Origin of the sequence: Flavobacterium sp. (assembly GCF_040382755.1) — a bacterium.
Taxonomy (GTDB): Bacteria; Bacteroidota; Bacteroidia; order Flavobacteriales; family Flavobacteriaceae; genus Flavobacterium.
In genome coordinates, this window is record NZ_JBEIET010000020.1 from 1 (window position 1) to 26,558 (window position 26,558).

Sequence of the window (26,558 nt, forward strand, 5' to 3'; positions counted from 1 at the left end):
AAAGAGTTTATTGTTTTTCATTTTTCATTTTTATTTTAGACCGTGAAAATAGTTATATTTTTTCAAAAAAGTGCTACTTTTAACCTCGTTTTAAATTTTAACAGTATGAAAAAATATATTTTTCTCATTTTCAGTGTACTAAGTATGAGTTCAAATGCGCAACAAATGATGACGCCAGAAAAGTTATGGCAATTAGGTAGAGTGACACCAATAGGGATTTCTAAAGATGGAAAGTCGCTAATTTACAAAGTGGGCACGCCAAATATTCAAGAAAATAAAATAGTTTCTAAATATTATTCCGTACCCGTTGGAGGAGGAAATTCGGTTGCTTTAGATAAAATTGATGGTTTAGTTGCAGATAAAAGTATTTCGCCAAACGGACAAGAATATATAAGTGTCCAACAAGTAAAAGTTGAAAAAATACTGGGTTCCGACTTATATCCAACTTTAACAAAAACATCAGCTCAAGTATATGAAGGTTTAGATTATCGTCATTGGGATACTTGGAATGATGGCACGCACAATCATTTGTTTGTAGGATTACTTGGTAAACCAAACGAAAAAGTACTTGGGCCAATTGATATTATGCCAAATGAGCCTTATGACGCACCTCAAAAACCATTTGGTGGTGATGAAGATTATGTTTGGTCACCAGATGGGAGTAAAATTATTTATGTGTGCAAGAAAAAAGCCGGAACAGCCTACGCAACAAGTACAAATACTGATTTATATGAGTACGATGTAGCTAAAAAAACCACAAAAAATCTTACGGAGAAAAATTTAGGTTACGATACACATCCAACCTTTTCACCTCGAGGCGAATTGAGTTGGTTGCAAATGAAACGCGACGGTTTTGAAGCAGATAAAAACGATATTATCGTAAGAGTTCAAGGTTTTGATGTCAATTTAACTGCCAATTGGGACGGTACTGTTGATAGCTTTGTATGGGCAAAAGAAGGAAATAAAGTCTATTTTATTGCGCCTATATTAGGAACAAAACAACTTTTTGAAGTAAATCATATTGGGTTAACTAAAATGTTTCCTGTAGTGACACAACTTACCGATGGCGATTTTGATGTAAACGGAATTGTAGGTTTTACGGGAAATTCTGTTTTAGTAACAAAAACCACTCATAATAGGGCTACAGAAGTGTTTTCGTACGATTTAAAAAAGAAATCTTGGAAACAAATTACGAATGTAAACGATGAAGCCTATTCGAAAATTGCAACCTGTACTTCCGAAAAACGTTGGGTTACCACAACGGATGGCAAAAAAATGTTGGTTTGGGTGATTTTACCACCAAATTTCGATAAAACAAAAAAATATCCAACTCTTTTATATTGTCAAGGAGGCCCTCAAAGTGCCTTAACGCAATATTATTCTTTTCGTTGGAATTTTCAACTTATGGCCTCACAAGGATATATTGTAGTAGCGCCAAATAGAAGAGGAATGCCAGGTCACGGTGTAGAATGGAACGAACAAATTTCAGGAGATTGGGGCGGACAAGTAATGGACGATTATTTATCAGCCATTGACGATATTTCAAAAGAATCGTATGTAGATAAAACCAGAATTGGTGCTGTTGGTGCGAGTTATGGCGGCTATTCGGTATTTCAATTAGCCGGAATTCATAAAAACAGATTCAAAACTTTTATTTCGCATTGCGGAATTTTCAATACAGAAAGTATGTACGGAACTACAGAAGAAGTTTTCTTTACGAATTGGGATTCTGGTGGCGCGTATTGGGAAAAAGACAATAAAATCGCACAAAAAACCTACAACGAATTCAATCCAATTAAATTGGTAAATAATTGGAATACACCTATTTTAATTATTCAAGGTGGGAAAGATTACCGCGTACCAATAGGACAAGGACAAGAAGCTTTTCAAGCTGCACAATTAAAAGGAATTAAAAGTAAATTTTTACTATTTCCAGATGAAAACCATTGGGTATTACAACCTCAAAATGCTTTAGTTTGGCAAGGTGAATTTTTTAAATGGTTGAAAGAGACGTTGTAATACTGTGCCAATTAGGAAATGCGTCAATTAGTCAATTATAAAAATTAATTTCAGACCTAACAGGTTTCAAAAACCTGTTAGGTCTTGTTGAAAAAACAATCAGATTTGTTAATTAGTCAATTTTATTATGAGAAAAGTTTTAGTTTTAGGATTTATAATTTTTATATTTTTTTCTTGTGGTTCAATGGAGAAAAATGATAGGATTGTACGTAGAAAGGATTTTTTTAATAGATTTTCAAAAAAAGAGTTAATTGCATATTCTGGTTGGAAAATGGGAGTTGATAAATTATTGTTAAGAAAGAATAAAACGTTTAGAATTTATTCTAATGTTTTTGGAATTGTTAATTCGGGATATTATTCTGGAACATATAAAATAAGTAATGATACTTTAAAGCTTAAATATTTAAACAACCATAAACTAGAATTTGATGAATTGTGTTTTGCATTAGATGATAATAATCCAATTTTAAAATGTGAAATGAAGACTTTTTACATAGAACAAAATAGTATATTTTATACAAAAAATTAAACAGTAACAATTCGTCCCTCCTTTGGAGGGAGATAGAGGGAGGCTTTTAGATGCAACAATTCAACATCATAATTATAGGCGGTGGCGCAGCCGGTTTCTTCGCAGCAATAAATATTGCAGAAAAACATCCGCAACTTAGTGTAGCCATTCTCGAAAGAGGAAAAGAATGCTTAACTAAGGTTAAAATTTCTGGTGGTGGTCGTTGCAATGTCACACACGCGTGTTTCGTACCGAACGATTTAGTCAAATATTATCCACGTGGAGAAAGAGAATTAAAAGGACCGTTTTCGCAATTTTGTTCTGGAGATACAATTGATTGGTTCGAAAAAAGAGGTGTCGAATTAAAAATTGAAGAAGACGGCAGAATGTTCCCAATTACGGATGATTCTCAAACGATAATTGATTCTTTTGAAAAAGACGTAAAGAAATTAGGAATCAAAGTTTTTACCTCACAAAGTGTGCAATCTTTATATTTCAATAAGGACGAACAATGGAAAATGGAAACCCAACACGATGTTTTTGTTGCAGATAAAATTGTAGTCGCGACAGGAAGCAATCCTAAAATTTGGGAAATGATGCATCAAATGGGGCATCAAATTGTCGAACCCGTTCCTTCCTTATTTACATTTAATATTACCGATAAAAGAATTAAAGATCTAATGGGACTTTCGGCGCAAGCCAGCATTAAAATAAAAAACTCAAAATTAGCATCTTCGGGGCCATTATTGATAACACATTGGGGGCTTTCAGGACCCGGAATATTAAGACTTTCCGCTTGGGGCGCAAGAGAATTGTTTGATAAAAAATATTGTTTTGCCCTGCTTGTAAATTGGTTAGATGAGGTATCTTTTGATGAAGCCATCGAACAATTAAAAGAAATTAAAGAAGAAAACAATAAAAAACTAATTGGAAAATTTTGTCCGTTTGATTTTCCAAAACGATTGTGGGAAAATATCGTAACTGCTTCTGATATTGCTTTAGATTATAAATGGGCTGAGGTAACTAACAAACAAATAAATAGTTTAGCCAATCAGTTAACCCAAGCTGAATTTCAGGTTAACGGGAAAAGCACGTTTAAAGAAGAATTTGTAACCGCTGGCGGTATCGATTTAAAAGAAATTAATTTTAAAACGATGCAAAGTAAAATTTTACCAAAGGTCTATTTTGCTGGCGAAGTGGTAAATATTGATGCCATAACTGGTGGCTTCAATTTTCAAAATGCTTGGACAAGCGGCTATATAGTTGCCGAGAACATTTAATTTAAATAAAAAATACTAAAAGTCAATAATGTTGCAAAAGAAACCCAAGCAATATAAGGAATGAATAATTTTGCTGCAGTTGCGTTTATCGGCTTAAATAATTTATAACATTCTAACATAACCAATAGCAATAAAATAATTTCAATTGAGGCTAATAGTAGATTTTGTAATCCAAAAAATAAATAGGACCATAACGCATTTAATCCCAATTGAAAAATAAAATATTGTAACGCTATTTTAACTTCTTTTGGTTTCTTTTCAATTTCATTCCAAATTAATCCTGCTGCAATTCCCATAAAAATGTAAAGTAACGTCCAAACAGGTGCGAAAATCCAATTTGGTGGATTAAATACAGGTTTTATAAGAGTAGGATACCAAGTGGTTATAGACGATTGTGTAATTTTTCCTGAGAAAAAACCAACGGTCAAACAAATAATTATGCAATACGATATTCTTAAATACTTTTTCATTTTGATAATTTTATTCAAAGATATTCAAAACTTCTGATATCTAACCGCCAAGTTTTAACTTCCTTTTCTATCTTTGTAAAAAATATTTTTTATGTATTCTGATTTAGACTTCATTATTTCAAATTATAATTCAATAGAAGCGGCATCTTTTTCGTGGAGTGCGCCAAGTAATATTGCTTTGGTGAAATATTGGGGAAAAAAAGAAAATGGTGATCAAATCCCTGCCAATCCATCGATTAGTTTTACGTTGAAAAATTGTAAAACCATTACATCAGTTGCGATTTCTTCTAAAGCTGAAAAGGATACTTCGATAAACTCAGTACAGCGTGATTTTTCATTCGATTTGTTATTTGAAGGAAAACCAAAAGAAGATTTTAAACCTAAAATTCAAAAGTTTTTCGAAAGAATTTATAAATATTGCCCGTATTTAAAAGAATATCATTTTACAATTGATACCCAAAATACTTTTCCGCATAGTTCTGGGATTGCCTCTTCTGCTTCAGGAATGGCAGCACTTGCAATGAATATAATGAGTTTAGAAAAGGCGTTAAAACCTGAAATTTCCGATGATTATTTTTATTCAAAAGCTTCTTTTTTAGCACGATTAGGTTCAGGAAGTGCTTGCAGAAGTATTATTGGTAACGTTGTTGCGTGGGGAAAAAATGAAACCATAAAAAATAGTTCCGACTTATTTGGGGTAGCATTTGAAAATATGCATCCGAATTTTCATAATTTTCAAGATACGATTTTGTTAGTTGATAAAGGCGAAAAACAAGTTTCGAGTACTGTTGGACATAATTTAATGCACAACCATCCATTTGCTGAACAACGATTTGATCAAGCACATCATAATATTGCTAAAATTGTTACGTTATTAGAATCAGGAAACGTAACGGAATTTATGAGTTTGGTAGAAAGTGAAGCGTTGACATTACACGCAATGATGATGACGTCGATGCCTTATTTTATTTTAATGAAACCAAATACATTAGAAATTATTAATAAAATTTGGAAGTTCAGAAGTGAAACACAAACTCCGGTTTGTTTTACGTTAGATGCTGGTGCTAATGTACACGTATTGTATCCTGAGAATGTAAAAGAAAAAGTATTGCAATTTATTCAGCACGAATTAGTTGGCTATTGTCAAAATGGTCAGTACATTTGTGATGAAATTGGAAATGGGAGTCAATTGATAGTTAATAATTAACAATTGATAATGGAAAAGCAAAATGTTATAAAAGAAAAATCTTTCGAATTTGCAAAGGAAATTGTGTATCTTTACAAAAATCTTGCAGATAAAAAAGAGTTTGTGTTGTCAAGGCAATTATTAAAATCAGGAACATCAATAGGCGCTAATATTCGGGAAGCAGAACACGCACAAAGTAAAGCAGATTTTATAAATAAACTTTCAATTTCATTAAAAGAAGCAAATGAAACAGAATATTGGTTAGATTTGCTTTATGAAACAAATTACTTAAGTGATGAGTTGTTTCAGAATTTAAAAAATAAAAATATTGAATTATTAAAATTACTCATAAGTATAATTAATACTTCAAAGAAACAATAGTTATCAATTGTTAATTATTAATTGTCAATTAAAAATTATGAAAGGACCACTTTTTTACTCAAAAATATTACTTTTCGGAGAATATGGAATCATACAAGATTCTAAAGGACTTTCAATACCTTATAATTTTTACAAAGGCGCGTTAAAGTCCGATGAAAATACGACAGATGAAGCCAAAAAATCAAATCAAAGTTTAGTGAAGTTCGTTGCTTATTTAAAGCAATTGCAAACGGAACAACCAGATTTAGTAACGTTTAATATTGAGTTATTACAAAACGACGTTAACCACGGAATGTATTTTGATTCAAGTATCCCACAAGGTTATGGAGTAGGAAGTAGTGGCGCTTTAGTAGCTGCGATTTACGATAAATATGCTGCGAATAAAATTACCGTTTTAGAAAACTTAACCAGAGAAAAATTATTGCAATTAAAATCAATTTTTTCTAATATGGAATCCTTTTTCCATGGAAAAAGTTCTGGTTTAGATCCATTAAATAGTTACTTAAGTTTGCCAATTCTTATCAATTCAAAAGATAACATTGAAGCCGCTGGAATTCCAAGTCAATCAGCAACTGGAAAAGGCGCAGTTTTCTTATTAGATTCAGGAATTGTTGGCGAAACAGCTCCAATGGTAAATATCTTTATGGAAAATTTAAAAGACCAAGGTTTTAGAAAAATGCTAAAATCTCAGTTTATTAAATATACCGATTCTTGTGTGGAAAACTTCTTACAAGGCGATATGAAATCGTTATTTAAAAACACTAAAGAGTTATCTAAAGTAGTTTTAAGTAATTTCAAACCTATGATTCCGGAACAATTTCACCAAATTTGGCAAAACGGAATTGAAACCAACGATTATTATTTAAAATTGTGTGGTTCTGGTGGCGGTGGCTATATCTTAGGCTTCACACAAGATTTCGAAAAAGCTAAAAAATCTTTAAAAGATTATAAATTAGAAATGGTTTATCAGTTTTAAAACAGGTATGAGGAATAGGGTATAAGGTTTAAGAAAACCCCAAACCCCAAACCCCAAGCCCTTCACCACAAAAAAATGCTAAGTCGCAACTCTAAATTAGTACTTACTAAAATCTTCAGTTTCTTTTCTGTGGCTCGTGGGTACAACGTTTTTGTAATTGCATTGGCACAATATTTATCTGCTATTTTTATTTTAGCTTCAGAAAGAAGAGCGTTAGACATTATTTTAGATTGGAGATTATTTCTTTTAGTAATGGCGTCTACTTTTGCCATTGCTTCGGGGTATATTATTAATAATTTTTATGATGCTAAAAAAGACATTATCAATCGTCCTAAAAAATCGTATTTGGACAGATTAGTCAGTCAGAAAACCCAACTTCAAGTTTATTTTACTTTAAATTTTTTCTCTGCTTTATTTGGTTTTATTGTTTCTTGGCGAGCGGCTTTGTTTTTTTCGGTTTATATTTTTAGTATTTGGTTGTATTCGCACAAGCTAAAAAAAATACTTTTCATAGGAAATATTTCAGCTTCTCTGTTAGCTGTTTTACCCTTTTTCGGAATTTTATTATATTTCAAAAACTTTTATCAAGTAATTTTTGCGCACGCTACATTTTTATTTTTAATAATATTAATTCGTGAAATGATTAAAGATTTAGAAAACATTGAAGGCGATTTATCGAATAATTATCAAACCATTTCCGTCAATTTTGGTGAAAATTTTGCTAAAAAAATTATTTCATTATTGCTATTGTTTACAATCGTTCCTGTTTATTTTCTTATTAATGTGTTCGATGTAGGCTACATGGATATTTATTTTTATTCAAGTTATATTTTACTTCTAATTTTTGTTTTGAAATTATGGAAGTCGGAAGGAAAAGTAGATTATATTAAACTTCATTTTTTACTAAAGATAATTCTTTTAGCAGGAGTAATTTGTATCGTACTAATTAAACCAGATGTTATTGAAAACGGTCAAAAATTACTATTAATTCGATAGTGAGTCGGCTTCTAACTACCAATTTCTTACTTCTCACTTAAATTGACTATCTTTGCAAAAAAATAAAAGCATGAGAAAATCGTCAGGAGCCAAAAGAAGCGGTAAAGTTTCGGAAAGTAAAAAACCAGATTTTAAGAAAAACGAATCAGGAAAATCTTTTTCTTCAGAAAATAAACCTGCTCCAAAGTTCAATAGAACAGACAAGCCAAAACAACAAGTAGTTAAAATAAAATCTGATAAAGATGAAATCAGATTGAATAAATATGTAGCAAATTCAGGAGTTTGTAGTCGTAGAGATGCCGATATTTATATTCAAAGCGGAAACGTAAAAGTAAACGGCGAAGTGGTTACAGAAATGGGACACAAAGTAAAACTAACCGATGTGGTTAATTTTGATGGCGTGAACATTACGCCGGAGAAAAAAGAATACATTCTATTAAACAAACCTAAGAATTTTTCAACTGAGAAGAATGACCAAGGTGCAAACAACGTGTTGCAATTAATCAAATCGCCTTCAAATGTAAGATTAGAACCTGTTGGAAGAATGGATAAGACCACAACAGGCTTGTTGTTGTTTACAAATGATCCAGATATGGTTCGAAAATTTACAACACCAAATCAACGTTCGTCAAAAATCTATCAAGTTTCTTTAGATAAGAACTTAAAATACGAAGATTTAGAAAAAATTCAAAGTGGTATTACTATTGAAGGACATAAAGTGTATGTTGAAGAAGTAACTTATATAGACGGAGAAGCTAAAAGTGAAATTGGTGTAAAAATGAAAACATCAAATGTAAAAGTGGTTCGAAATATATTCGAACACTTAAAGTATAATGTAATTAAATTAGACCGAGTGGTTTTTGCTGGATTAACCAAAAAGAATTTACCAAGAGGCAATTGGAGAGTTTTAACAGAACAAGAAGTTGTTAATTTAAAAAATAATTAAAAAAATCCGTCTTTTTCAAGGCGGATTTTTTGTTTCATATATCAATAATATTAAAATAAAATATATATTTGTACTTCCTTATTTAATAAAAGTATAATGAAAAAAATAGTTCAAATTGTTGCCCTTGTCATACTGTTAGTGTCGTGTGAAAATGACATTAAAACTAATTTACCAGCATTTTTAGGTGAAAAAGATAATATTGCATGGCGTGCTTCAGATACAAAAATCACTGCAAATCCAGGCGGAACGATTACAATAAATGCATATAAAGATAATGAAATGGTTACTATAACAGTGCCAAATACAGTTGGCACACATTATTTAGGAACTACAAATCAAGGTGTAAATGCAACGTATTCATATAGCAATCAGCAATCATTATTATACTTTGAAACAGCATTAATTGAAGGTCCTGTTTTTAAATTAGAAGGCGTAACTATTCCTGGTACAGGATATGCAGCTTTAAACGGAAACAATGTAACTACAACAGGAGGTTCAGGAAACGGATTAACATTAAAAATTCAAACCAATAGTTCAGGTGCCGTTACAGGAGCTACTATTGTAAGTAGAGGAGTAGGATATGAGCCAGGAGATTTGATTACCATAAATGGTGGTAATGGCAATGCTAAAGTTACTGTTTTAAATGTATCAAAAAGTAATGGAGAAGTTGAAATTGAAAAAATTGAAGGAAACTTGTATTCAGGAACGTTTAAATTTAATGCAGTTGACGAACAAGGAACAGTTGTAAATTTTAATAAAGGGATTTTTTATAAAGTGCCAATTTTATAAAAATTTTAAACATATATTACTAATAACCACTTCATTCAGGAGTGGTTTTTTGTTTTTGTTAATAACTAAAATTGCCATAAAAAAAGATAAATTGTATTTTTGAAATCTTTCACTTTTTTAAAATGTAGTATAGTTTTGAGATTTGGAATTTATTAATTTGGAATTTATAATTTATGTATTTAATCTTCGATACCGAAACCACAGGATTACCTAAAAGTTGGTCTGCTCCAATAACAGACACTAACAATTGGCCTCGTTGTGTGCAAATTGCTTGGCAATTACATGACGATATGGGTAACCTAATCGAACATCAAGATTATTTAATTAAACCAGAAGGATATAACATTCCCTTTGATGCAGAAAGAATTCACGGAATTTCAACAGAATTAGCCAATCAAGAAGGTTTTGGTTTAAGTGAAATCCTTGAAAAATTTAATATTGCTTTATCTCAAGCCAAATATATTGTAGGGCAAAATGTAGGTTTTGATGTGAATATTATGGGTTGCGAATTTCATCGATTTGGAATAGCAACCGATTTAGCTAAAATGCCCATTTTAGATACGTGTACTGAAACTACGGCTTTATTATTAAAATTACCTGGTGGACGCGGTGGAAAATTTAAACTGCCTACATTAACAGAATTACACGAATATTTGTTTCAAGAAAAATTTGCAGAAGCTCATAATGCGACTGCCGATGTAGAAGCCACAACGCGTTGTTTTTTAGAATTAGTAAAACGTGGAAATTTTAATTCAAACGAATTACCTGTTTCTGAAGATTATTATGCAGCATTCAAAACTAATAATTCAGATGTAAAACCAATCGGATTAAAACACGTAAATTTAAAACTGGCTTCAGCCACTTTAAGAGAAAAAGTACAACAACAACTTCCGAAAGACATTGATATCTTACCAGAAGATTTAGAAGATATTTCAGATGTTGCCTTTGCGCATTTGCACAATCATTCGCAGTTTTCGGTTTTGCAATCTACCATTTCGATTCCTAATTTGATTGAAAACACAATAAAGCAGAAAATGCCAGCAGTTGCCCTTACAGATATAGGAAATATGATGGGTGCTTTTCAATTTGTAAGTGGAATTCTAAATCATAATAAATCGGCGGAAGCCAAAAACAAGGAATTAGTTGAAGTTGGCGAACAACCAACAGAAACCGTCATCAAACCAATTGTGGGATGCGAATTTTTTGTATGTAACAATCATAAAGACAAATCAAATAAAGACAACGGATATCAAGTTGTTTTCTTAGCTAAGAATAAAAAAGGATATCATAATTTAGCAAAACTGTCATCAAAAGCATACACGGATGGTTTTTACTACGTGCCTCGTATTGATAAAGAATTAATCAAACTATATAAAGAAGACCTTATTGTTTTAACGGGAAGTTTATATGGTGAAGTGCCAAATAAAATTCTGAATCTCGGAGAAAATCAAGCTGAAGAAGCCTTATTATGGTGGAAAGAGCAATTTGGCACCGATTTATATATCGAATTAATGAATCACAATCAGGAGGATGAAAAAGCAGTAAATACTACGCTAATTCAATTTTCTAAAAAACATAATGTAAAGCTAATTGCTACAAACAACACGTTTTACATCAATAAAGAAGATGCCAACGCACACGATATTTTATTATGTGTAAAAGAAGGTGAAAAACAAGCCACGCCAATTGGACGTGGTCGTGGATACCGTTTTGGATTGCCAAATCAGGAATATTATTTCAAATCGACAAATGAAATGAAAAAATTGTTTCCGCAATCACCAGAAGCTATTAGTAATGTTCAAGAAATTGTAGATAAAATTGAAATATATTCGCTTTCGCGAGATGTATTACTTCCAAAATTTGATATTCCAGAAGAATTTCAGGATCCTGAAGACATAATAGATAAAGGTGTTCGAGGCGAAAATGCTTATTTACGACATTTAACCTATGAAGGAGCCAAAAAACGTTATGGTGAAATCACAGATGAAATTAAAGAACGTATTGATTTCGAACTATTAACAATTAGTAATTCAGGTTATCCTGGCTATTTTTTAATTGTACAGGATTTTATCGCCGAAGCCCGAAAAATGGACGTTTCTGTCGGTCCAGGTCGTGGTTCTGCAGCGGGTTCAGTTGTTGCGTATTGTTTGTGGATTACGAATATTGATCCGTTATTATACAATTTGCTTTTTGAGCGTTTTTTAAATCCCGACCGTGTATCGATGCCCGATATTGATATCGATTTTGACGATGAAGGCAGAGGTCGAGTAATGGATTATGTAATTAAAAAATACGGTTCTAATCAAGTGGCGCAAATTATCACGTATGGAAAAATGGCCACTAAATCAGCTATTCGAGATACGGCACGAGTTTTAGATTTGCCTTTATTCGAAGCAGATAGAATTGCGAAATTAATTCCAGCAATGATGCCAGGAAAATGGAATTTAGCACGATTTCTATCGGAAAAAGAAGAAGAGGTTAAAAAAGCGGTTCGTTCAGATGAATTTGACCGCGTAAAAGAATTAATCGAAATTGCCAATCAAGGCGAACTTTCTGGAGAAACCATTCAACAAGCAAAAATATTAGAAGGGTCGCTTCGAAATACAGGAATTCACGCTTGCGGGGTAATTATTACGCCAGATGATATTACCAATTTCGTACCTGTAACCACAGCAAAAGATTCGGATTTATATGTTACGCAGTTTGATAATGCAGTAGCCGAAAGTGCAGGTTTGTTAAAAATGGACTTCTTAGGTTTAAAAACCTTAACACTAATAAAAGATACAGTTAAGCTCGTAAAATACAAACGAAATATCGATTTAGATCCCGATACCTTTCCAATTGACGATAAAAAAACATACGAATTATTCCAACGTGGTGAAACGGTAGGTATTTTTCAATACGAATCGCCAGGAATGCAAAAGTATTTAAAAGATTTAAAACCAACGGTTTTTGGAGATTTAATTGCGATGAATGCATTATATCGACCAGGTCCGTTAGAATATATTCCTTCTTTCGTTCGAAGAAAAAATGGTTTAGAACCTATTGCATATGATTTAGATGCTTGTGAAGAATATTTAGCAGAAACTTACGGAATTACCGTATATCAAGAGCAAGTAATGCTTTTATCTCAATCATTGGCTGGATTTACAAAAGGTGATGCCGACGTACTTCGTAAAGCAATGGGTAAAAAAGACAAACCGGTCTTGGATAAGATGAAGCCTAAATTCATCGCGCAAGCAGAAGAAAAAGGACACGATGCTAAAATATTAGAGAAAATTTGGAAAGACTGGGAAGCGTTTGCGAGTTATGCATTCAACAAATCGCACTCTACTTGTTATGCTTGGATTGCTTATCAAACAGCCTATTTAAAAGCTCATTATCCTGCAGAATATATGGCGGCGGTGCTTTCAAATAATATGAACGATATCAAATCGGTTTCCTTTTTTATGGAAGAATGCAAGCGAATGGGCTTAGAAGTTTTAGGTCCAGATGTTAATGAATCGTTTTACAAGTTTACGGTAAATGATAATAATGCTATTCGATTCGGAATGGGAGCAATTAAAGGTGTTGGAGAAAACGCAGTAAAAACAATAGTTGAAGTGCGAAAAGAAGGCCGTTTTAAGTCTATTTTCGATTTAGCAAAACGAATTGATTTGCGTGCAGCCAATAAAAAAGCATTCGAAAATTTAGCATTAGCAGGTGGTTTTGATGAGTTTGGCGATACGCATCGTGCTCAGTATTTTCATACCGATGGCGATAATAGTTCCTTTTTGGAGAAAGCAATGCGTTTTGGAGCGAAGTTTCAAGAAAACGAAAACTCTTCTCAAGTGAGTTTGTTTGGTGATGCATCCGATGTCCAAATTGCCGAACCAACTGTGCCGCCTTGTGAAGAATGGAATACCTTAGAAAAATTATCTCGTGAAAAAGAAGTTGTAGGAATTTATATTTCTGGTCATCCATTGGACGATTATAAATTTGAAATGAAATATTTCTGCAATACCAAGTTGCAAGCATTACATAATTTAGAGCCTTTAGTTGGTAAAAATTTATCATTTGGAGGAATTGTATCCAATGTGCAACATCGCACCACGCAACAAAATAAAGGTTGGGCAACGTTTAATATTGAAGGGTACGAAGAAAGTTTTGAATTCCGAATTTTTAATGAAGAATATTTGAAATTCCGCCATTATTTGGTTGCAAACCAATTTGTTTATATTAAAATTTTCGTGAAAGAAGGCTGGACAAATAAAGATACCGGAAAAAAATCAGAGCCAAGAATTAATTTTACACATCTTCAGAGTTTACAAGATGTTTTGCCAGATTTTGCAAAAAAATTAACCATTCAATTGCCAGTTGAAGAATTAAAAGAGCAACTTATTTCCAACTTAAAAGCTCTTTTTTCTAATTATCAAGGCAATTATAACGTTACTTTCGAAGTGTTAGAATTAGAGAAAGTGAAACGGTTTGTGAAACGAGAAATGGAGATAAATGATGAAATTTCAGACGAAATTATTATAGAATCAGACGATGAGGTAGAAAATTTGACGGAAACTATAGTAGAAAATCAGATGGAAGAAATTGAAGAAACGATTGTTAAGAATAAACTTGAAATGCCAAGTAGAAAATTAAAAATTAGTATTTCAAAAGAATTATTAGATGCTTTAGAAAAAATGCAAATTAATTTTAAATTGAATTAATGAATTCAATTCGTAAAAAACCTATAAATTGATTTTACTAATCTTTAAATAGGTAAAAGAAATCATAATTTTTTTCAAAGCTTAAATATATTTTCTACTTTCGCAGTATAATAATTACAGTATAAAAAAAATAAATATAAAAATATGGCATTAGCAATTACAGATGCTACTTTTGAAGAAGTAGTATTAAAATCAGACAAACCAGTAGTAGTAGATTTTTGGGCAGCTTGGTGTGGACCTTGTAGAATGGTTGGACCAGTTATTGATGAGGTAGCTACAGAATACGAAGGAAAAGCCGTTGTTGGTAAAGTAGATGTTGATGCAAATCAAGAATTTGCTGCAAAATATGGTGTACGAAACATTCCAACTGTATTAGTGTTTCAAAACGGAGAAGTAGTTGGAAGACAAGTAGGAGTAGCTCCTAAAAAAACCTATACTGATGCAATCGACGCATTACTATAATCAATTGAAAAACACATAATACAAAAGGTTCAACGGAAGTTGAGCCTTTTTTTTACAAATAACTTTCATACAGAATTTAAAATCTTTTCCTATATTTACGATATGAATTTAGAATCGCAACTCGAAAAAATATCCCAATTTAAAAATTTAGAACTTTTGGCTAATCAAATAGTTGAAGGTTTTATTTCGGGTATGCATAAAAGTCCATTTCACGGGTTTTCTGCCGAATTTGCCGAACATAAAATTTATAATCAAGGTGAAAGTACCAAACATATAGATTGGAAATTATTTGCCAAAACGGATAGGCTATATACTAAAAAATTTGAAGAAGAAACCAATTTACGATGTCATTTAATTATCGATAATTCATCATCTATGCATTATCCAAAATTAAAAAACAATCAAAATTTTTCTGAAAGTAAAATTGGATTTTCTGTTTTAGCCGCGGCTGTATTGATGAATTTATTAAAAAAACAACGCGATGCAGTCGGGGTCTCTATATATTCTGATACGTATGAATATTATGCTTCAGAAAAAGGTAGCGAACGCCATCATAGAATGATTTTAAATCAGTTTGAAAATCTACTAAACTTCCCAAAAGAATCCAAAAAAACCGATACCATCACATTTCTTCATCAAATTGCAGAAAAAGTCCATCGTCGTTCGATGATTATTTTATTTACAGATATGCTTATTGAAGGCGATAATGAAAAATTATTTAATGCCTTACAACATTTGAAGCACAACAAACATAAAGTAGTTTTGTTTCATATTTTTGATAAAAAAACAGAGTTGAATTTTAATTTTGACAACACTCCAAGGAAGTTTATTGATATGGAAACAGGTGAAGAAGTAAACGTATTTGCCGAAAACATGAAAGAAAGTTACGAAAAAGTAGTAAATACTTATTTTGAAAACATAGCAAATACTTGCGCTTCCTATAAAATTAAATATGTTCCAGTTTCAGTGGATGAAAATTTCGAAAAAATACTAACAACATATTTAGTTGAAAAACAGAAGTTTGGATAAGTAATGGATGTTATTTCGGATTTTTTTTATTAAAATATTTGCAAGTTACAAAAACTGTAGTATATTTGCACTCGCATTACAGCAACGGTTTGGTAGTTCAGTTGGTTAGAATACCTGCCTGTCACGCAGGGGGTCGCGGGTTCGAGTCCCGTCCAGACCGCAACATTTGGGAAGCATTCTAAGAAATTAGAATGCTTTTTTGCCCAATAATCTTGAGTCTTCAAGAGAAACGTAGTTGTGTTGTTTAGTCCGCCTTGGCGGACAAAGGTTTAGTAGTTAGACCGATGAAAAGCTTTCCACTTTTGTGGATGGCTTTTTTGATTTATACACGTTTCATTATTTCTTTTAAACTAATATTTAAAAGATCTATTTCATTATAGTTTTTTTCATTTTGTCTATTTTTTTCTACATAATTACTTTTTTATATATAATTTACTTATATTTAGCCACTTAAATAAATGAAAAAATAATTAAAATATATAAAATGAAGAAAAAATTACTTGTATTATTAGTTCTTTTGAGTGTAGCCATTAACTTTGTTAGCGCTCAATGTTTGCCGCCTACGAATGTTTTTGTGTCAAATATTACAAACAATTCTGCTACACTTTCTTGGGTGCCGAATACTACAACAACTACTTCAGATTACAACATTCAATTAAATATGAATGGAACTGTTGCTGGAAATTTTGCTGCACAAACGAGTCCATTTGTTTTAACAGGTTTACCTTGCGGAACAACTTGCACAGCTCAAATTGTTTCGGTCTGCTCACCTAATGTTATTAGTGGACCAAGTGTTACAATTACGTTTACCACTTTGCCTTGTCCGCCTCAGTTTGGTCAACCTCAAAGTATGACATCTTGTGTAACAAACGGATTTGGATGTTTCAATTTAGCAAGTAATACTCAAAATATTTTAGCCAATCAACCTGCAAATTTATATACAGTAACATATCATTCTTCTCAAGCAGATGCTGTTTCTGGTGCTAATCCTCTAGTAAGCCCACATTGTGTGAATTTAGGAAGTTACACTGTATTTTCAAGAGTTACAGAAATTTCTTCAGGTAATATGATGCAAGTTAGTGGATTTACAATAAATGCAGTTGACTATCAAGTTATGCCAGCGTTAAACCCTATGGTGCAATGTGATGACAATAACGACCAACAAGTGGTATTTGATTTAACTACATCTCAAGCAGTTATTAATACAAATAATACACTAGTTTATTATCCAACTTTAGTTGCAGCACAAAATCAAGTCAACCCATTAACACCGGCTACTAATTTTGTAGTTCCAGTTTCAGCTTCAAGTAGTACCATTTTTATAAGAGAAATTATTAGTGATGCATGTGACAAAATCTATCCAAGAACTGTTTTTGCACAATCTAATTGTAATTTAGCTTCTTCTTGTGCAAATGCTAATTTATTGTGTAATTCATTAGGTGTACCATTTACAAACACAATAAGCGTTGCAAGTACTGGTGCTTCTGGATGTTTAGGAACTACACCTAATCCAAATTGGTTCTATTTACCTATTAGCGCTTCTGGAAATATAAATTTAGTAATTACTCAAGGAAATAACGCGCCTAGTTATAACAATCAAGACGTTGATTATATCATTTATGGTCCTTTTACTAGCGGTACTTCAAGTTGTAACTTAGTAGGTCCAAATAACATTGTAAGTTGTAGTTATTCCGCTTCTCCTACAGAGTATCCTATTATTCAAAATGCACAGGCGGGACAATATTATTTAATGATGGTTACTAATTTCTCAAATCAAAATGGATTTGTAACTATTAATAATTTGTCAACTTCTACTGGTGTAATTAACTGTACTGGTTTTACATTTAATGCCTTTTTAGATTCAAACAATAACGGTACAAAAGATACTGGCGAAGTGAATTTCCCATTAGGAAAGTTTACATATGAGAAAAATGATAATGGCGTGGTTCATAATGTAATTGCACCAACAGGATCATTTAGTATTTATGATATGGTTACTACTAATTCATATGATGTTTCTTTTGTAGTAAATCCTGCATATGCAACAATGTATAATGTTAATCCATCTCAGTTTTTAAATTTAACTCCAACTGGAGCTGGAATGACAACGTATAATTTTCCAGTGACTTCGCTTCAAAATTATAACGATTTAGGAATTGCGGTTGTGCCATTTAATGCGCCAAGACCAGGATTTAATTATATTAATAGAATTGTCTACGCGAATTTAGGAAATCAAACTATTCCTTCTGGAACGCTATCATTTACTAAACCTAGTGCTGTTTCAATTGTTTCAACTACGCCAGCAACTACAAGTGCAGCAACTGGATTTACTTATAACTTCACTAACTTATTACCTTTTGAAGTTAGAACAATTAACGTTATTATGTTAGTGCCAACTATACCAACTGTAAATGCGAATGATTATTTGGTAAGTCAAGCTTCAATCGTCCCTGTAACTGGTGATGTAGTACTTGAAAACAACAGTAACACATTAACTCAATTGGTTGTAAATGCTTACGATCCAAATGATAAAATGGAAGCACGTGGCCCTCAAATATTACACTCTAGTTTCACTTCTAACGATTATTTATACTACACAATCCGTTTTGAAAATACAGGTAATGCTAGTGCTATTAATGTAAGAATCAATGATGTATTAAATAGTAAATTAGATGAAAGTACATTATCCATGATTAGTTCTAGTCATGCATATGAATTAGACCGAGTAGGTACAGAATTGAATTGGAAATTTAATAATATTCAATTGCCAGTTTCAGTTGCCAATTCTACCATTGGAAAAGGATATGTAACTTTCAAAATTAAACCAAAAGCGGGGTATGCTGTTGGCGATATTATTCCAAACGCGGCATCCATTTATTTTGACTATAACCCAGCAATTGTAACAAATACGTTTACAACTGAATTTGTGGCTCTTTTAGAATCAGAATCATTTAATACTAATGAGTTTATGGTATATCCAAACCCAACGAATTCAATATTGAATATTCAATCTAAAAATAATCAAACTATTTCTGAAGTAAATGTTTACGATTTATTAGGTAAAAAACTTACCAATAAAAAAGTAACGGTTTCTACTACAGAAATTGATTTAACAAATTATACTCCAGGATTATATGTATTAGAAGTTATTTCAGCAGATAATCAAAAAAGTATTCATAAGATTGTAAAAAGATAATCTTTATAAAATAAGAAAAAATCCCGATTTATTCGGGATTTTTTTATGTCTAAAAGTAAGGATTTGCAATACTTCGAATAAAAATATAAAAATCAATAAAAGATATTCTATAATATTGTATTTTTGAAAATCTAAATAGTTGAAAATCAAAATGAATAAAGTAATTGCTTTTTTTCTAATATTTTTATTACAATCGTGTCAGTTTTTCGATAAGAAAGTGCCAGATGAAAACGTATTATTAGAACAAGAACTCAAAAAAATAAATTGGAAACAAGTAGATGAATTTCCTTCATTTACAGCTTGCGATTCTTTATCTGATACGTACAGTAAACAAAGTTGTTTTTATGAAACGTTGTCATATCAATTACATTCTAAATTGAAAGATGATAGTATTGCTAAATTGTTTCCGCAATTAGATACCATTCAAGTAAAAGTAATTATTTCTTCAAATTCGGATGTCAATTTTGAAGCCATTATTTCGGATTCAATTGCTTATAATAAAGTGCAATTAGATAGTATTTTTCAATTGCGATTAACTGATTTTCCGAAAATTAATCCAGCTATAAAAAGAGGTGTTCCTGTAAAATCTGAATTTCAACTTCCCGTTATTTTAAATAAAGAAGACTAATTTTTTATTTCAACTTTTTTCGGTTTAAAAATCAACACAAAATAACTCCCAATTAATACAGGTAAAACTACATTTGCCAGCCACATAAAAGTACTGATAAACAAAACTACGTAGTCATCAATGTGTAATTTATTGAAAAACCAAATCGCCACACTTCCTTTTACAACAAAATCTAAAAATTGAAAAGACGGCAACGAACTGGCAATAAAATATACCGCAGTTATTGTAGCCATTAACGTAAAATAGTCAATTTTCACACCAAACAACACAAACAAAAAATAATATTGATGCGAAAAGGTTATATATCTTGCAACAGCTAACACTATGTTTTTTCGATGTGTTCTTTTAGGTATTTCACCAATTTTTTCTAAAAATAATTTTATTGAATAGCCTTTTATATTTGCGTTTTTTGTCAAAAACATAAAAACACCAATGAAAAAAATACTGGTTATAAGTACAATAAAGTAAAGCGTATAACCCAAATATAAAAGCCCAATTAATCCGAATAAAACAGCAATAATTAATTGAATTCCATTACAAATTACGTTTAAAAATAAAATTCGTTTGGTTTCGTTTTTTGGAAAATAAAGCGCTTTTCCAGCATATTCACCAATTCCGTTTGGAGTAAATAGTCCTGCAGTTACACCAGCTAAAACTTGTTTTGTAGCCGTGTAAAGCGAAATTCTTTCAACTACTTCAACTAAATTTTTCCATTTCAAAATTTCTAAAAACCGATTTAGAACACTAAAAACTAACATAAAAATTAACCAAGAAAGAGTAAATTTATGTTGTAGTATCCCTGAAAATTGAGTCCAACTCAGTTTGTCATCGTGAGCTAATTTGTCATATATAAAATAAAAAGCACCAAAAACAATCGTAAGTTTTATTATAAGTGTGAGATATTGTTTAGTTTTGTTTGAAATCATTTTGCAAAGAAAAGAAAATTAAGAGTTATTTCGCAGAGTTACACAAAGTATCTCAGAGAGACACAAAATAATTTAGCGTTACTTTGCGACTGACTTTGTGAATATCTGTGTAAAAAATATGTCAAACGAACGCATCATTCTCGGTATCGATCCAGGAACTACAATTATGGGTTTCGGACTCATCCGTGTGGTAAATAAAAAAATGGAGTTTATTCAGTTAAACGAATTACAACTCAATAAAATGGACGATCATTATATGAAGTTGAAACGAATTTTTGAGCGAACTATCGAATTAATTGACACCTATCATCCTGATGAAATTGCCATTGAAGCACCCTTTTTTGGAAAGAATGTGCAATCGATGCTAAAATTAGGAAGAGCACAAGGCGTAGCAATGGCCGCAGGTTTATCAAGAGAAATACCAATTACGGAATACGAACCCAAGAAAATAAAAATGGCCATTACTGGAAATGGAAACGCCAGTAAAGAACAAGTAGCTAAAATGTTGCAACAACTATTAGGGCTAAAAACCTTACCAAAAAACCTCGATTCTACAGACGGTTTAGCTGCTGCGGTTTGTCATTTTTTCAATACAGGAAAAGTGGTGGGAACCACAAGTTATTCGGGTTGGGATGCTTTTGTGAAGAATAATGAAGATAAAATTAGAAAATAGTGCTCAGTGTTCAGTTTTTAGTGTTCAGACTTTGCCCGTTTTGCATTAGAAAATAAAATAAGTTTATATGAAGTTCCAAGATTTATTCGCCTATCAAAAAGCATTTTCATTAGCAATGGAAATATTCGAAACAACAAAAAAGTTTCCAAAAGAAGAAATGTATTCCTTAACGGATCAAATTAGAAGAAGTTCTAGAAGCGTGCCAATAACAATTGCTGAAGCTTATAGAAAAAGGGAATATCCAAAACATTTTCACAGTAAATTAACCGATTCTGATGCTGAAAATTCTGAAACTCAAGGTTGGTTAGAGTTTTCTTTTAAATGTGAATATATTTCTGAATTAGAATATAATAGTTTACTTTTAAAAAGTAATGAAATTGGTAAACTTATTAATTTTATGATTTTAAATCCAGAAAAATTTGGAGTGAAGAAATAGCATTATATCTAATTTAAACTGAACACTAAAAACTGAACACTAAAAACTGAACACTGAACACTTTTAAATGAGCGGCATCTACATTCACATACCTTTTTGCAAGCAAGCGTGTCATTATTGCGATTTTCATTTTTCCACCTCAATGAAGAAGAAAGAGGAAATGGTGTTGGCTTTGGCGAAAGAAATGGAACTTCGTAAAGATGAATTTCAAAATGAAGAAGTAGAAACCATTTATTTTGGTGGAGGAACACCAAGCGTTTTGTCAATTGACGATATACGATTTTTGATTCATTCCGTTTACAAAAATTATAATGTAATTGAGAATCCAGAAATTACTTTAGAAGCAAATCCAGACGATTTAGATGAAGAAACGATTCTTAAATATGCCAATTCGCCAATAAATCGTTTATCCATTGGTATTCAATCTTTTTTTGAAGATGATTTACAACTTATGAATCGTGCACACAACTCGGAAGAAGCTAAAAGATGTTTAGCAGTTGCTACACAATATTTTGATAATATTTCCATCGATTTAATTTACGGAATGCCAAATATGAGTAATGAGAAATGGCTTCAAAACATTAAAACGGCACTAAGTTTCAATATCCCACATATTTCCAGTTATGCCTTAACGGTGGAACCAAAAACGGCATTGTATAAAATGATAAAATCGGAAACTATTTCTACTTTAGATGACGATTTAGCACAACAACATTTTCATATTTTAATTGACAAATTGCAAGAAAATGGTTTTGTACATTATGAATTGTCAAATTTTGGTAAACCAGATTATTTTTCAAAAAATAACATCGCTTATTGGTTAGGTAAAAAATACATTGGAATCGGTCCGTCTGCACATAGTTTTAATGGGAAAAGTAGAAGTTGGAATGTGTCAAATAATTCATTGTATTTGAAAGCAATTGCAGAAAATAAAGTTCCATCAGAAACAGAAATTTTATCAAAAACAGATCAGTATAATGAGTATATTATGACGGGTTTACGAACCATTTGGGGCGTTTCTTTAGATAAAATTGAAACCGAATTTGGAAGCCGCTATTTGGAGTATTTGCACCAACAAGCAGAAAAATATATTTCAGATAATTTGTTAACAGTTGAAAATAATATTTTAAAGACCACTAAAAAAGGAAAATTTTTAAGTGATGGCATCGCAAGTGATTTGTTTTTATTAAATTTGGAATAGTTTAACCGCAAGGTTCGCAATGTGTTGCGCAAAGCTCGCAATTTTATATAAGCCAAAATGATAAATATGACAGAAAATGAATTATCAAGAATTGTTTTTGATGCAGCATTAAAAGTACATCAGAATTTAGGTCCAGGCCTTTTAGAAAGCGCCTATGAAGAATGTTTGTTTTATGAATTAAATAAAACGGGAATAAAAGTTGAGAAGCAAAAAGCGTTACCACTTATTTATGAAGAAATAAAATTAGATATTGGTTATAGATTAGATATTATTTTAGAAGACAAATTAATTATTGAAATTAAATCAGTTGAAAGTTTAAATGAAGTTCATTTTGCTCAATTATTAACCTATTTAAAATTAACAAATTGCAAATTAGGTATGCTAATTAACTTCAATGTGAAATTAGTAAAAGATGGAATAAAAAGAATAGCAAATAACCTTTAAAAATCTTTGCGAACCTTGCGTAATACTTTGCGAGCTTTGCGGTTAAAAAAACAATGAAAGCAATTATAAACAACTTCAACATCGACTTATCAAAACCCATTGATATTTCTTTACCTTTATCTAATACGGATGCCAATCCGATTGCTTGGTATATTGAAAAACCGGTAATTGAACCCGTGACTTTTGAAAATTGGACCGGAAAAGTATCGGAAGGAAGTTCAACCAATTTCAATAATATATTTTTCAATCCACACGGTCACGGGACGCATACCGAGTGTTTAGGACATATAACCCACGATTTTTATTCGATTAATCAGTGTTTGAAACAGTTTTTTTTTATGGCGGAATTGGTTTCTATTTCGCCAGAAGTAAGAAATGACGATTTTGTAATCACGAAAAGTCAAATTGAAAATTCTTTAAATGGAAAAACGCCTGAGGCAATAATCATTCGCACCCTTTCAAATAATTCCGATAAAAAATCTAAAAACTATTCGCATACCAATCCGCCGTATTTGTTAGAAGAAGCCGCAACTTACATTCGAGAAATCGGAATTAAACATCTGCTAATTGATTTACCAAGTGTAGATAGAGAAGAAGACGAAGGCAAATTATTGGCACACAAAGCGTTTTGGAATGTAAAAAACACGACAATTTTAAACGATGATGCCCGTTTAGATTGCACAATTACAGAACTAATTTATGTAGACGATTCCGTTTCTGACGGCACTTATTTATTGAATTTGCAAATTGCCTCTTTTGAAAATGATGCAAGTCCGAGCAAACCAGTTTTATATGCCATTCATTAATTTTCAATTACTTTTGAAATACATCTAAAATTTAAAAAATAAACTTCGTAGATAAAAAGTTTGACTCTCCTTCAGTTACAATTTTATTAATAATAGCTTTGTTGTCCTTGTTTTCTTTAGTGGCTACAACTGTTCGTATCGAAAAAGAACGGAGTGCATCATAAACCGAAAGCGTTCCTTCAGCAGAATCTTTTCGACCTGTAAATGGGAACGTATCAGGACCACGTTGACACTGAACATTAAGGTTTACACGTGAAACTTGATTGACCAACCCATCAATTAAATGTGAAATTTCGTGAGTGTCCGTTCCAAAAATACTCACTTGTTGTCCAAAATTTGATGTAATCATATAATCAATCGGTTCTTGTAATTCTTTAAATGAAACAATAGGTACAATTGGTCCAAATTGTTCTTCGCGATACAATTTCATCCCATCAATAACAGGATATAGTACCGCTGGGAAAAACAAAGTACCATTTTGGATAGCGCCATTTTCATTCATAATTTTCGCACCTTTACTTTCGGCATCGGCTATGCAATCATTTAAATACTTGAATTTTTCTTCCTCTGGCAAAGGCGTAATTTGCACTTTTTCGTCCCAAGGCATTCCAAATTTTAAAGCATCTACTTTTTCGCAGAATTTTTTTATAAATTCATCTTTGATATTTTCGTGAACAAATAATATTTTTAAGGCTGTACAGCGTTGTCCATTAAAAGACAAACTTCCTAAAAGACATTCTTCTATAGCATTTTCTATATTGGCATTTTCTAAAACTATCGCTGGATTTTTAGCATCCAATCCTAAAATTGCTCGTAATCGGTTTACTTTTGGATGTGCTTTTTTAATGTCAGAGGCAACTTTACTTGAACCTATTAAGGTTAAAACATTAATTTTGCCTGTATTCATTAACGGTTCAACAATTTCACTTCCTTTTCCGTAAAGATAATTTACAACTCCTTTCGGAAAACTTTTTTCTATGGCTTTTGATAAACAGTAATGCAACAAACATCCGTGTTTTGGCGGTTTAAACAAAATTACATTACCCATAATTAAGGCTGGAATTAACAAAGTATATGTTTCATTCAAAGGGTAATTATAAGGCCCAATACACAAAGTTATTCCTAAAGGCGAACGACGAATTTGACCAATAACGCCTTCTTCAATAGTAAAAGCAGCCGATTTTCGTTCTAATTTTTTTAATGATTCAATGGTGTCGTAAATGTATTTTATGGTTCTGTCAAATTCCTTTTCAGAATCTTTTTCAGATTTCCCAATTTCCCACATCAATAAATTTACAACTTCTGTTCTCAATTTAAGCATTTCGCCTACAAAATGTTCCACATGAGAAATCCTTTTTTCAACAGAAAACATAGGCCATTCTCCAAAACCATTATCATATGCTTTTTCGGCACTTTCTAAACATTCAAATGCTTCTGGTAAGCCCGTTTTCGGAATCTTTCCAATTAAAATACGTTCTAAATTTTCATCAGAAGTTGGTTTGCAAATCGCAGCATGTATTTCATTGAATGGTCCATCCCAAGATTTGAATGCTCCGTTAACCAAATATTCATCTTGATTAATAAATGGAATTTCTTTAGAATTCACTGAAGAAAAAACAGTAAAAAGCTGATTTTTAGTGATATAGTTTTGCATTTTTTTTGTGAAAAAAAGTGAATAATAATTAAAATTAACCTTTTTAAAATTAATAAAGGTTCAACAACTCATAAATTTTATTTATTTTTGAAAACATGAACATTCAACAACTATACGAATTTTGCCTATCGAAAAAAGGAGTAACCGAACATTTTCCGTTCGATGAAGATACTTTGGTTTTTAAGGTAGGTGGAAAAATGTTTTGTTTAACTTCCTTAAAACAATGGGAAAGTAATGAGCCAAGTTTAAATTTAAAATGCGAACCAGATAAAGCAGAAGTACTTCGAGCGGAATATGAAGCCATTCAACCAGGCTATCATATGAGTAAAAAACATTGGAATACGATTGAATTTCATTCTGATGTGAATGATAAAATGATGTGCCAGTTAATTAATGACTCGTATGATTTGGTTTTTAATAGTTTAACTAAAAAAATCCAATCTGAAATTCAAGAATCTGAAAATTAGGCATTACTTTTGATATCAACAATCCATCAACTAAAAAACTAAACAGAAAATGATTGACAATTTAAAAAAAATATTAAACGAAGACCAAGATCCTAAAGCGATTGAAAAAATTACCTCTAAATTGGAAAATTTATTAATGTCTAATGAAGAAGTAGGTTATATAGCGGTTCAGAAAAAACCCGCAATTACCGTTTTACCTGATAGTATTGTGGTAACTAATAAACGCATTATTTTATGCAAACCTAAAAATTTAGGGTTATCTATGGAATTTATGGATTACGATTGGGATGATATTGCCGGAACATTTGTAAAAGAAGGTTTTTTAGGTGCCGATTTTTCTTTTTCAACGAAAACCGATTTAACACATACGGTAGAATATTTACCA

General features: G+C 31.6%; 24 protein-coding genes and 1 tRNA gene. 22 read left to right on the forward strand and 3 right to left on the reverse strand.

Features of this window, described 5'->3' with window-relative positions:
* Positions 1 to 105 precede the first annotated feature (105 nt).
* The 3 genes from ABWO04_RS03625 to ABWO04_RS03635 all read left to right on the forward strand — a co-directional run bounded on the left by ABWO04_RS03625 (position 106) and on the right by ABWO04_RS03635 (position 3,807).
* Positions 106 to 2,019, forward strand: coding sequence for a S9 family peptidase (locus ABWO04_RS03625; protein WP_353077397.1), 1,914 nt, complete (start codon positions 106 to 108; stop codon positions 2,017 to 2,019).
* A gap of 127 nt (positions 2,020 to 2,146) precedes the next feature.
* On the forward strand, positions 2,147 to 2,548 hold the full coding sequence (locus tag ABWO04_RS03630; protein WP_353077399.1) for a hypothetical protein: 402 nt from the start codon (positions 2,147 to 2,149) through the stop codon (positions 2,546 to 2,548).
* Between the two features lie 50 nt (positions 2,549 to 2,598).
* Positions 2,599 to 3,807, forward strand: coding sequence for a BaiN/RdsA family NAD(P)/FAD-dependent oxidoreductase (locus ABWO04_RS03635; protein ID WP_353077401.1), 1,209 nt, complete (start codon positions 2,599 to 2,601; stop codon positions 3,805 to 3,807).
* Here the strand turns inward: ABWO04_RS03635 and ABWO04_RS03640 are convergent.
* Positions 3,804 to 4,277 carry a TspO/MBR family protein gene (locus ABWO04_RS03640; RefSeq protein WP_353077403.1) on the reverse strand — a complete coding sequence of 158 codons (474 nt, stop codon included), beginning with the start codon at positions 4,275 to 4,277 and terminating at the stop codon, positions 3,804 to 3,806. The genes ABWO04_RS03635 and ABWO04_RS03640 overlap by 4 nt on opposite strands.
* Positions 4,278 to 4,368: 91 nt before the next feature.
* Here ABWO04_RS03640 and mvaD point away from each other — a divergent pair, with 91 nt between their 5' ends.
* From mvaD to ABWO04_RS03700, 12 genes are all read left to right on the forward strand, one after another.
* On the forward strand, positions 4,369 to 5,484 hold the full coding sequence (gene mvaD / locus ABWO04_RS03645; RefSeq protein WP_353077405.1) for a diphosphomevalonate decarboxylase: 1,116 nt from the start codon (positions 4,369 to 4,371) through the stop codon (positions 5,482 to 5,484).
* 9 nt (positions 5,485 to 5,493) lie between these two features.
* Positions 5,494 to 5,844: a four helix bundle protein gene (locus ABWO04_RS03650; protein ID WP_353077407.1), complete on the forward strand. Its 351-nt coding sequence runs from the start codon at positions 5,494 to 5,496 to the stop codon at positions 5,842 to 5,844.
* A gap of 37 nt (positions 5,845 to 5,881) precedes the next feature.
* Complete coding sequence (locus ABWO04_RS03655; protein ID WP_353077409.1) at positions 5,882 to 6,820, forward strand: mevalonate kinase family protein; 939 nt, start codon at positions 5,882 to 5,884, stop codon at positions 6,818 to 6,820.
* 75 nt (positions 6,821 to 6,895) lie between these two features.
* Positions 6,896 to 7,816 carry a geranylgeranylglycerol-phosphate geranylgeranyltransferase gene (locus ABWO04_RS03660; RefSeq protein WP_353077411.1) on the forward strand — a complete coding sequence of 307 codons (921 nt, stop codon included), beginning with the start codon at positions 6,896 to 6,898 and terminating at the stop codon, positions 7,814 to 7,816.
* A 70-nt stretch (positions 7,817 to 7,886) separates the two neighbouring features.
* Entirely contained in the window at positions 7,887 to 8,762 is an 876-nt protein-coding gene (locus ABWO04_RS03665; RefSeq protein ID WP_353077413.1) for a pseudouridine synthase, read from the forward strand.
* 96 nt (positions 8,763 to 8,858) lie between these two features.
* Positions 8,859 to 9,551, forward strand: coding sequence for a DUF6252 domain-containing protein (locus tag ABWO04_RS03670; protein ID WP_353077415.1), 693 nt, complete (start codon positions 8,859 to 8,861; stop codon positions 9,549 to 9,551).
* Positions 9,552 to 9,724: 173 nt separating this feature from the next.
* A complete protein-coding gene (gene dnaE / locus ABWO04_RS03675; protein WP_353077416.1) occupies positions 9,725 to 14,251 on the forward strand; it encodes a DNA polymerase III subunit alpha in 4,527 nt (1,508 codons plus the stop codon).
* 144 nt (positions 14,252 to 14,395) lie between these two features.
* Positions 14,396 to 14,713: a thioredoxin gene (gene trxA, locus ABWO04_RS03680; protein WP_166125498.1), complete on the forward strand. Its 318-nt coding sequence runs from the start codon at positions 14,396 to 14,398 to the stop codon at positions 14,711 to 14,713.
* Positions 14,714 to 14,815: 102 nt separating this feature from the next.
* Complete coding sequence (locus tag ABWO04_RS03685) at positions 14,816 to 15,742, forward strand: DUF58 domain-containing protein (RefSeq protein ID WP_353077418.1); 927 nt, start codon at positions 14,816 to 14,818, stop codon at positions 15,740 to 15,742.
* Between the two features lie 86 nt (positions 15,743 to 15,828).
* Positions 15,829 to 15,902: transfer RNA gene (locus ABWO04_RS03690), tRNA-Asp, on the forward strand.
* 324 nt (positions 15,903 to 16,226) lie between these two features.
* Entirely contained in the window at positions 16,227 to 18,938 is a 2,712-nt protein-coding gene (locus ABWO04_RS03695; protein WP_353077419.1) for a T9SS type A sorting domain-containing protein, read from the forward strand.
* A gap of 151 nt (positions 18,939 to 19,089) precedes the next feature.
* Positions 19,090 to 19,566 (forward strand): hypothetical protein, encoded by a 477-nt coding sequence (locus ABWO04_RS03700; RefSeq protein ID WP_353077421.1) that lies wholly within the window; start codon positions 19,090 to 19,092, stop codon positions 19,564 to 19,566.
* Here the strand turns inward: ABWO04_RS03700 and ABWO04_RS03705 are convergent.
* On the reverse strand, positions 19,563 to 20,492 hold the full coding sequence (locus ABWO04_RS03705; protein ID WP_353077423.1) for a hypothetical protein: 930 nt from the start codon (positions 20,490 to 20,492) through the stop codon (positions 19,563 to 19,565). The genes ABWO04_RS03700 and ABWO04_RS03705 overlap by 4 nt on opposite strands.
* A gap of 118 nt (positions 20,493 to 20,610) precedes the next feature.
* On the opposite strand from ABWO04_RS03705, the gene ruvC reads away from it, so the two are divergent.
* The 5 genes from ruvC (at position 20,611) to ABWO04_RS03730 (ending at position 24,052) form a co-directional block, all read left to right on the forward strand.
* Positions 20,611 to 21,165, forward strand: coding sequence for a crossover junction endodeoxyribonuclease RuvC (gene ruvC, locus ABWO04_RS03710; protein ID WP_353077425.1), 555 nt, complete (start codon positions 20,611 to 20,613; stop codon positions 21,163 to 21,165).
* A gap of 67 nt (positions 21,166 to 21,232) precedes the next feature.
* Complete coding sequence (locus tag ABWO04_RS03715) at positions 21,233 to 21,601, forward strand: four helix bundle protein (protein ID WP_353077427.1); 369 nt, start codon at positions 21,233 to 21,235, stop codon at positions 21,599 to 21,601.
* Positions 21,602 to 21,668: 67 nt separating this feature from the next.
* The gene (hemW, locus tag ABWO04_RS03720; protein ID WP_353077429.1) at positions 21,669 to 22,802 is read left to right on the forward strand and encodes a radical SAM family heme chaperone HemW; all 1,134 of its coding nucleotides are present in this window, start codon (positions 21,669 to 21,671) and stop codon (positions 22,800 to 22,802) included.
* Positions 22,803 to 22,868: 66 nt separating this feature from the next.
* Positions 22,869 to 23,246, forward strand: a complete 378-nt coding sequence (locus ABWO04_RS03725; protein ID WP_353077431.1) for a GxxExxY protein — start codon at positions 22,869 to 22,871, stop codon at positions 23,244 to 23,246.
* A 53-nt stretch (positions 23,247 to 23,299) separates the two neighbouring features.
* Positions 23,300 to 24,052, forward strand: coding sequence for a cyclase family protein (locus ABWO04_RS03730; RefSeq protein WP_353077433.1), 753 nt, complete (start codon positions 23,300 to 23,302; stop codon positions 24,050 to 24,052).
* Between the two features lie 31 nt (positions 24,053 to 24,083).
* On the opposite strand, the gene ABWO04_RS03735 is transcribed toward ABWO04_RS03730, so the two are convergent.
* Positions 24,084 to 25,706, reverse strand: coding sequence for an NADP-dependent glyceraldehyde-3-phosphate dehydrogenase (locus tag ABWO04_RS03735; RefSeq protein ID WP_353077435.1), 1,623 nt, complete (start codon positions 25,704 to 25,706; stop codon positions 24,084 to 24,086).
* Positions 25,707 to 25,801: 95 nt separating this feature from the next.
* Between ABWO04_RS03735 and ABWO04_RS03740 the strand changes: the two genes are divergently transcribed.
* Both ABWO04_RS03740 and ABWO04_RS03745 read left to right on the forward strand, forming a co-directional pair.
* Positions 25,802 to 26,173 (forward strand): MmcQ/YjbR family DNA-binding protein, encoded by a 372-nt coding sequence (locus ABWO04_RS03740; RefSeq protein WP_353077437.1) that lies wholly within the window; start codon positions 25,802 to 25,804, stop codon positions 26,171 to 26,173.
* 49 nt (positions 26,174 to 26,222) lie between these two features.
* Positions 26,223 to 26,558, forward strand: a 336-nt coding sequence (locus tag ABWO04_RS03745; RefSeq protein ID WP_353077439.1) for a PH domain-containing protein, incomplete at its 3' end; no start/stop codon positions are given.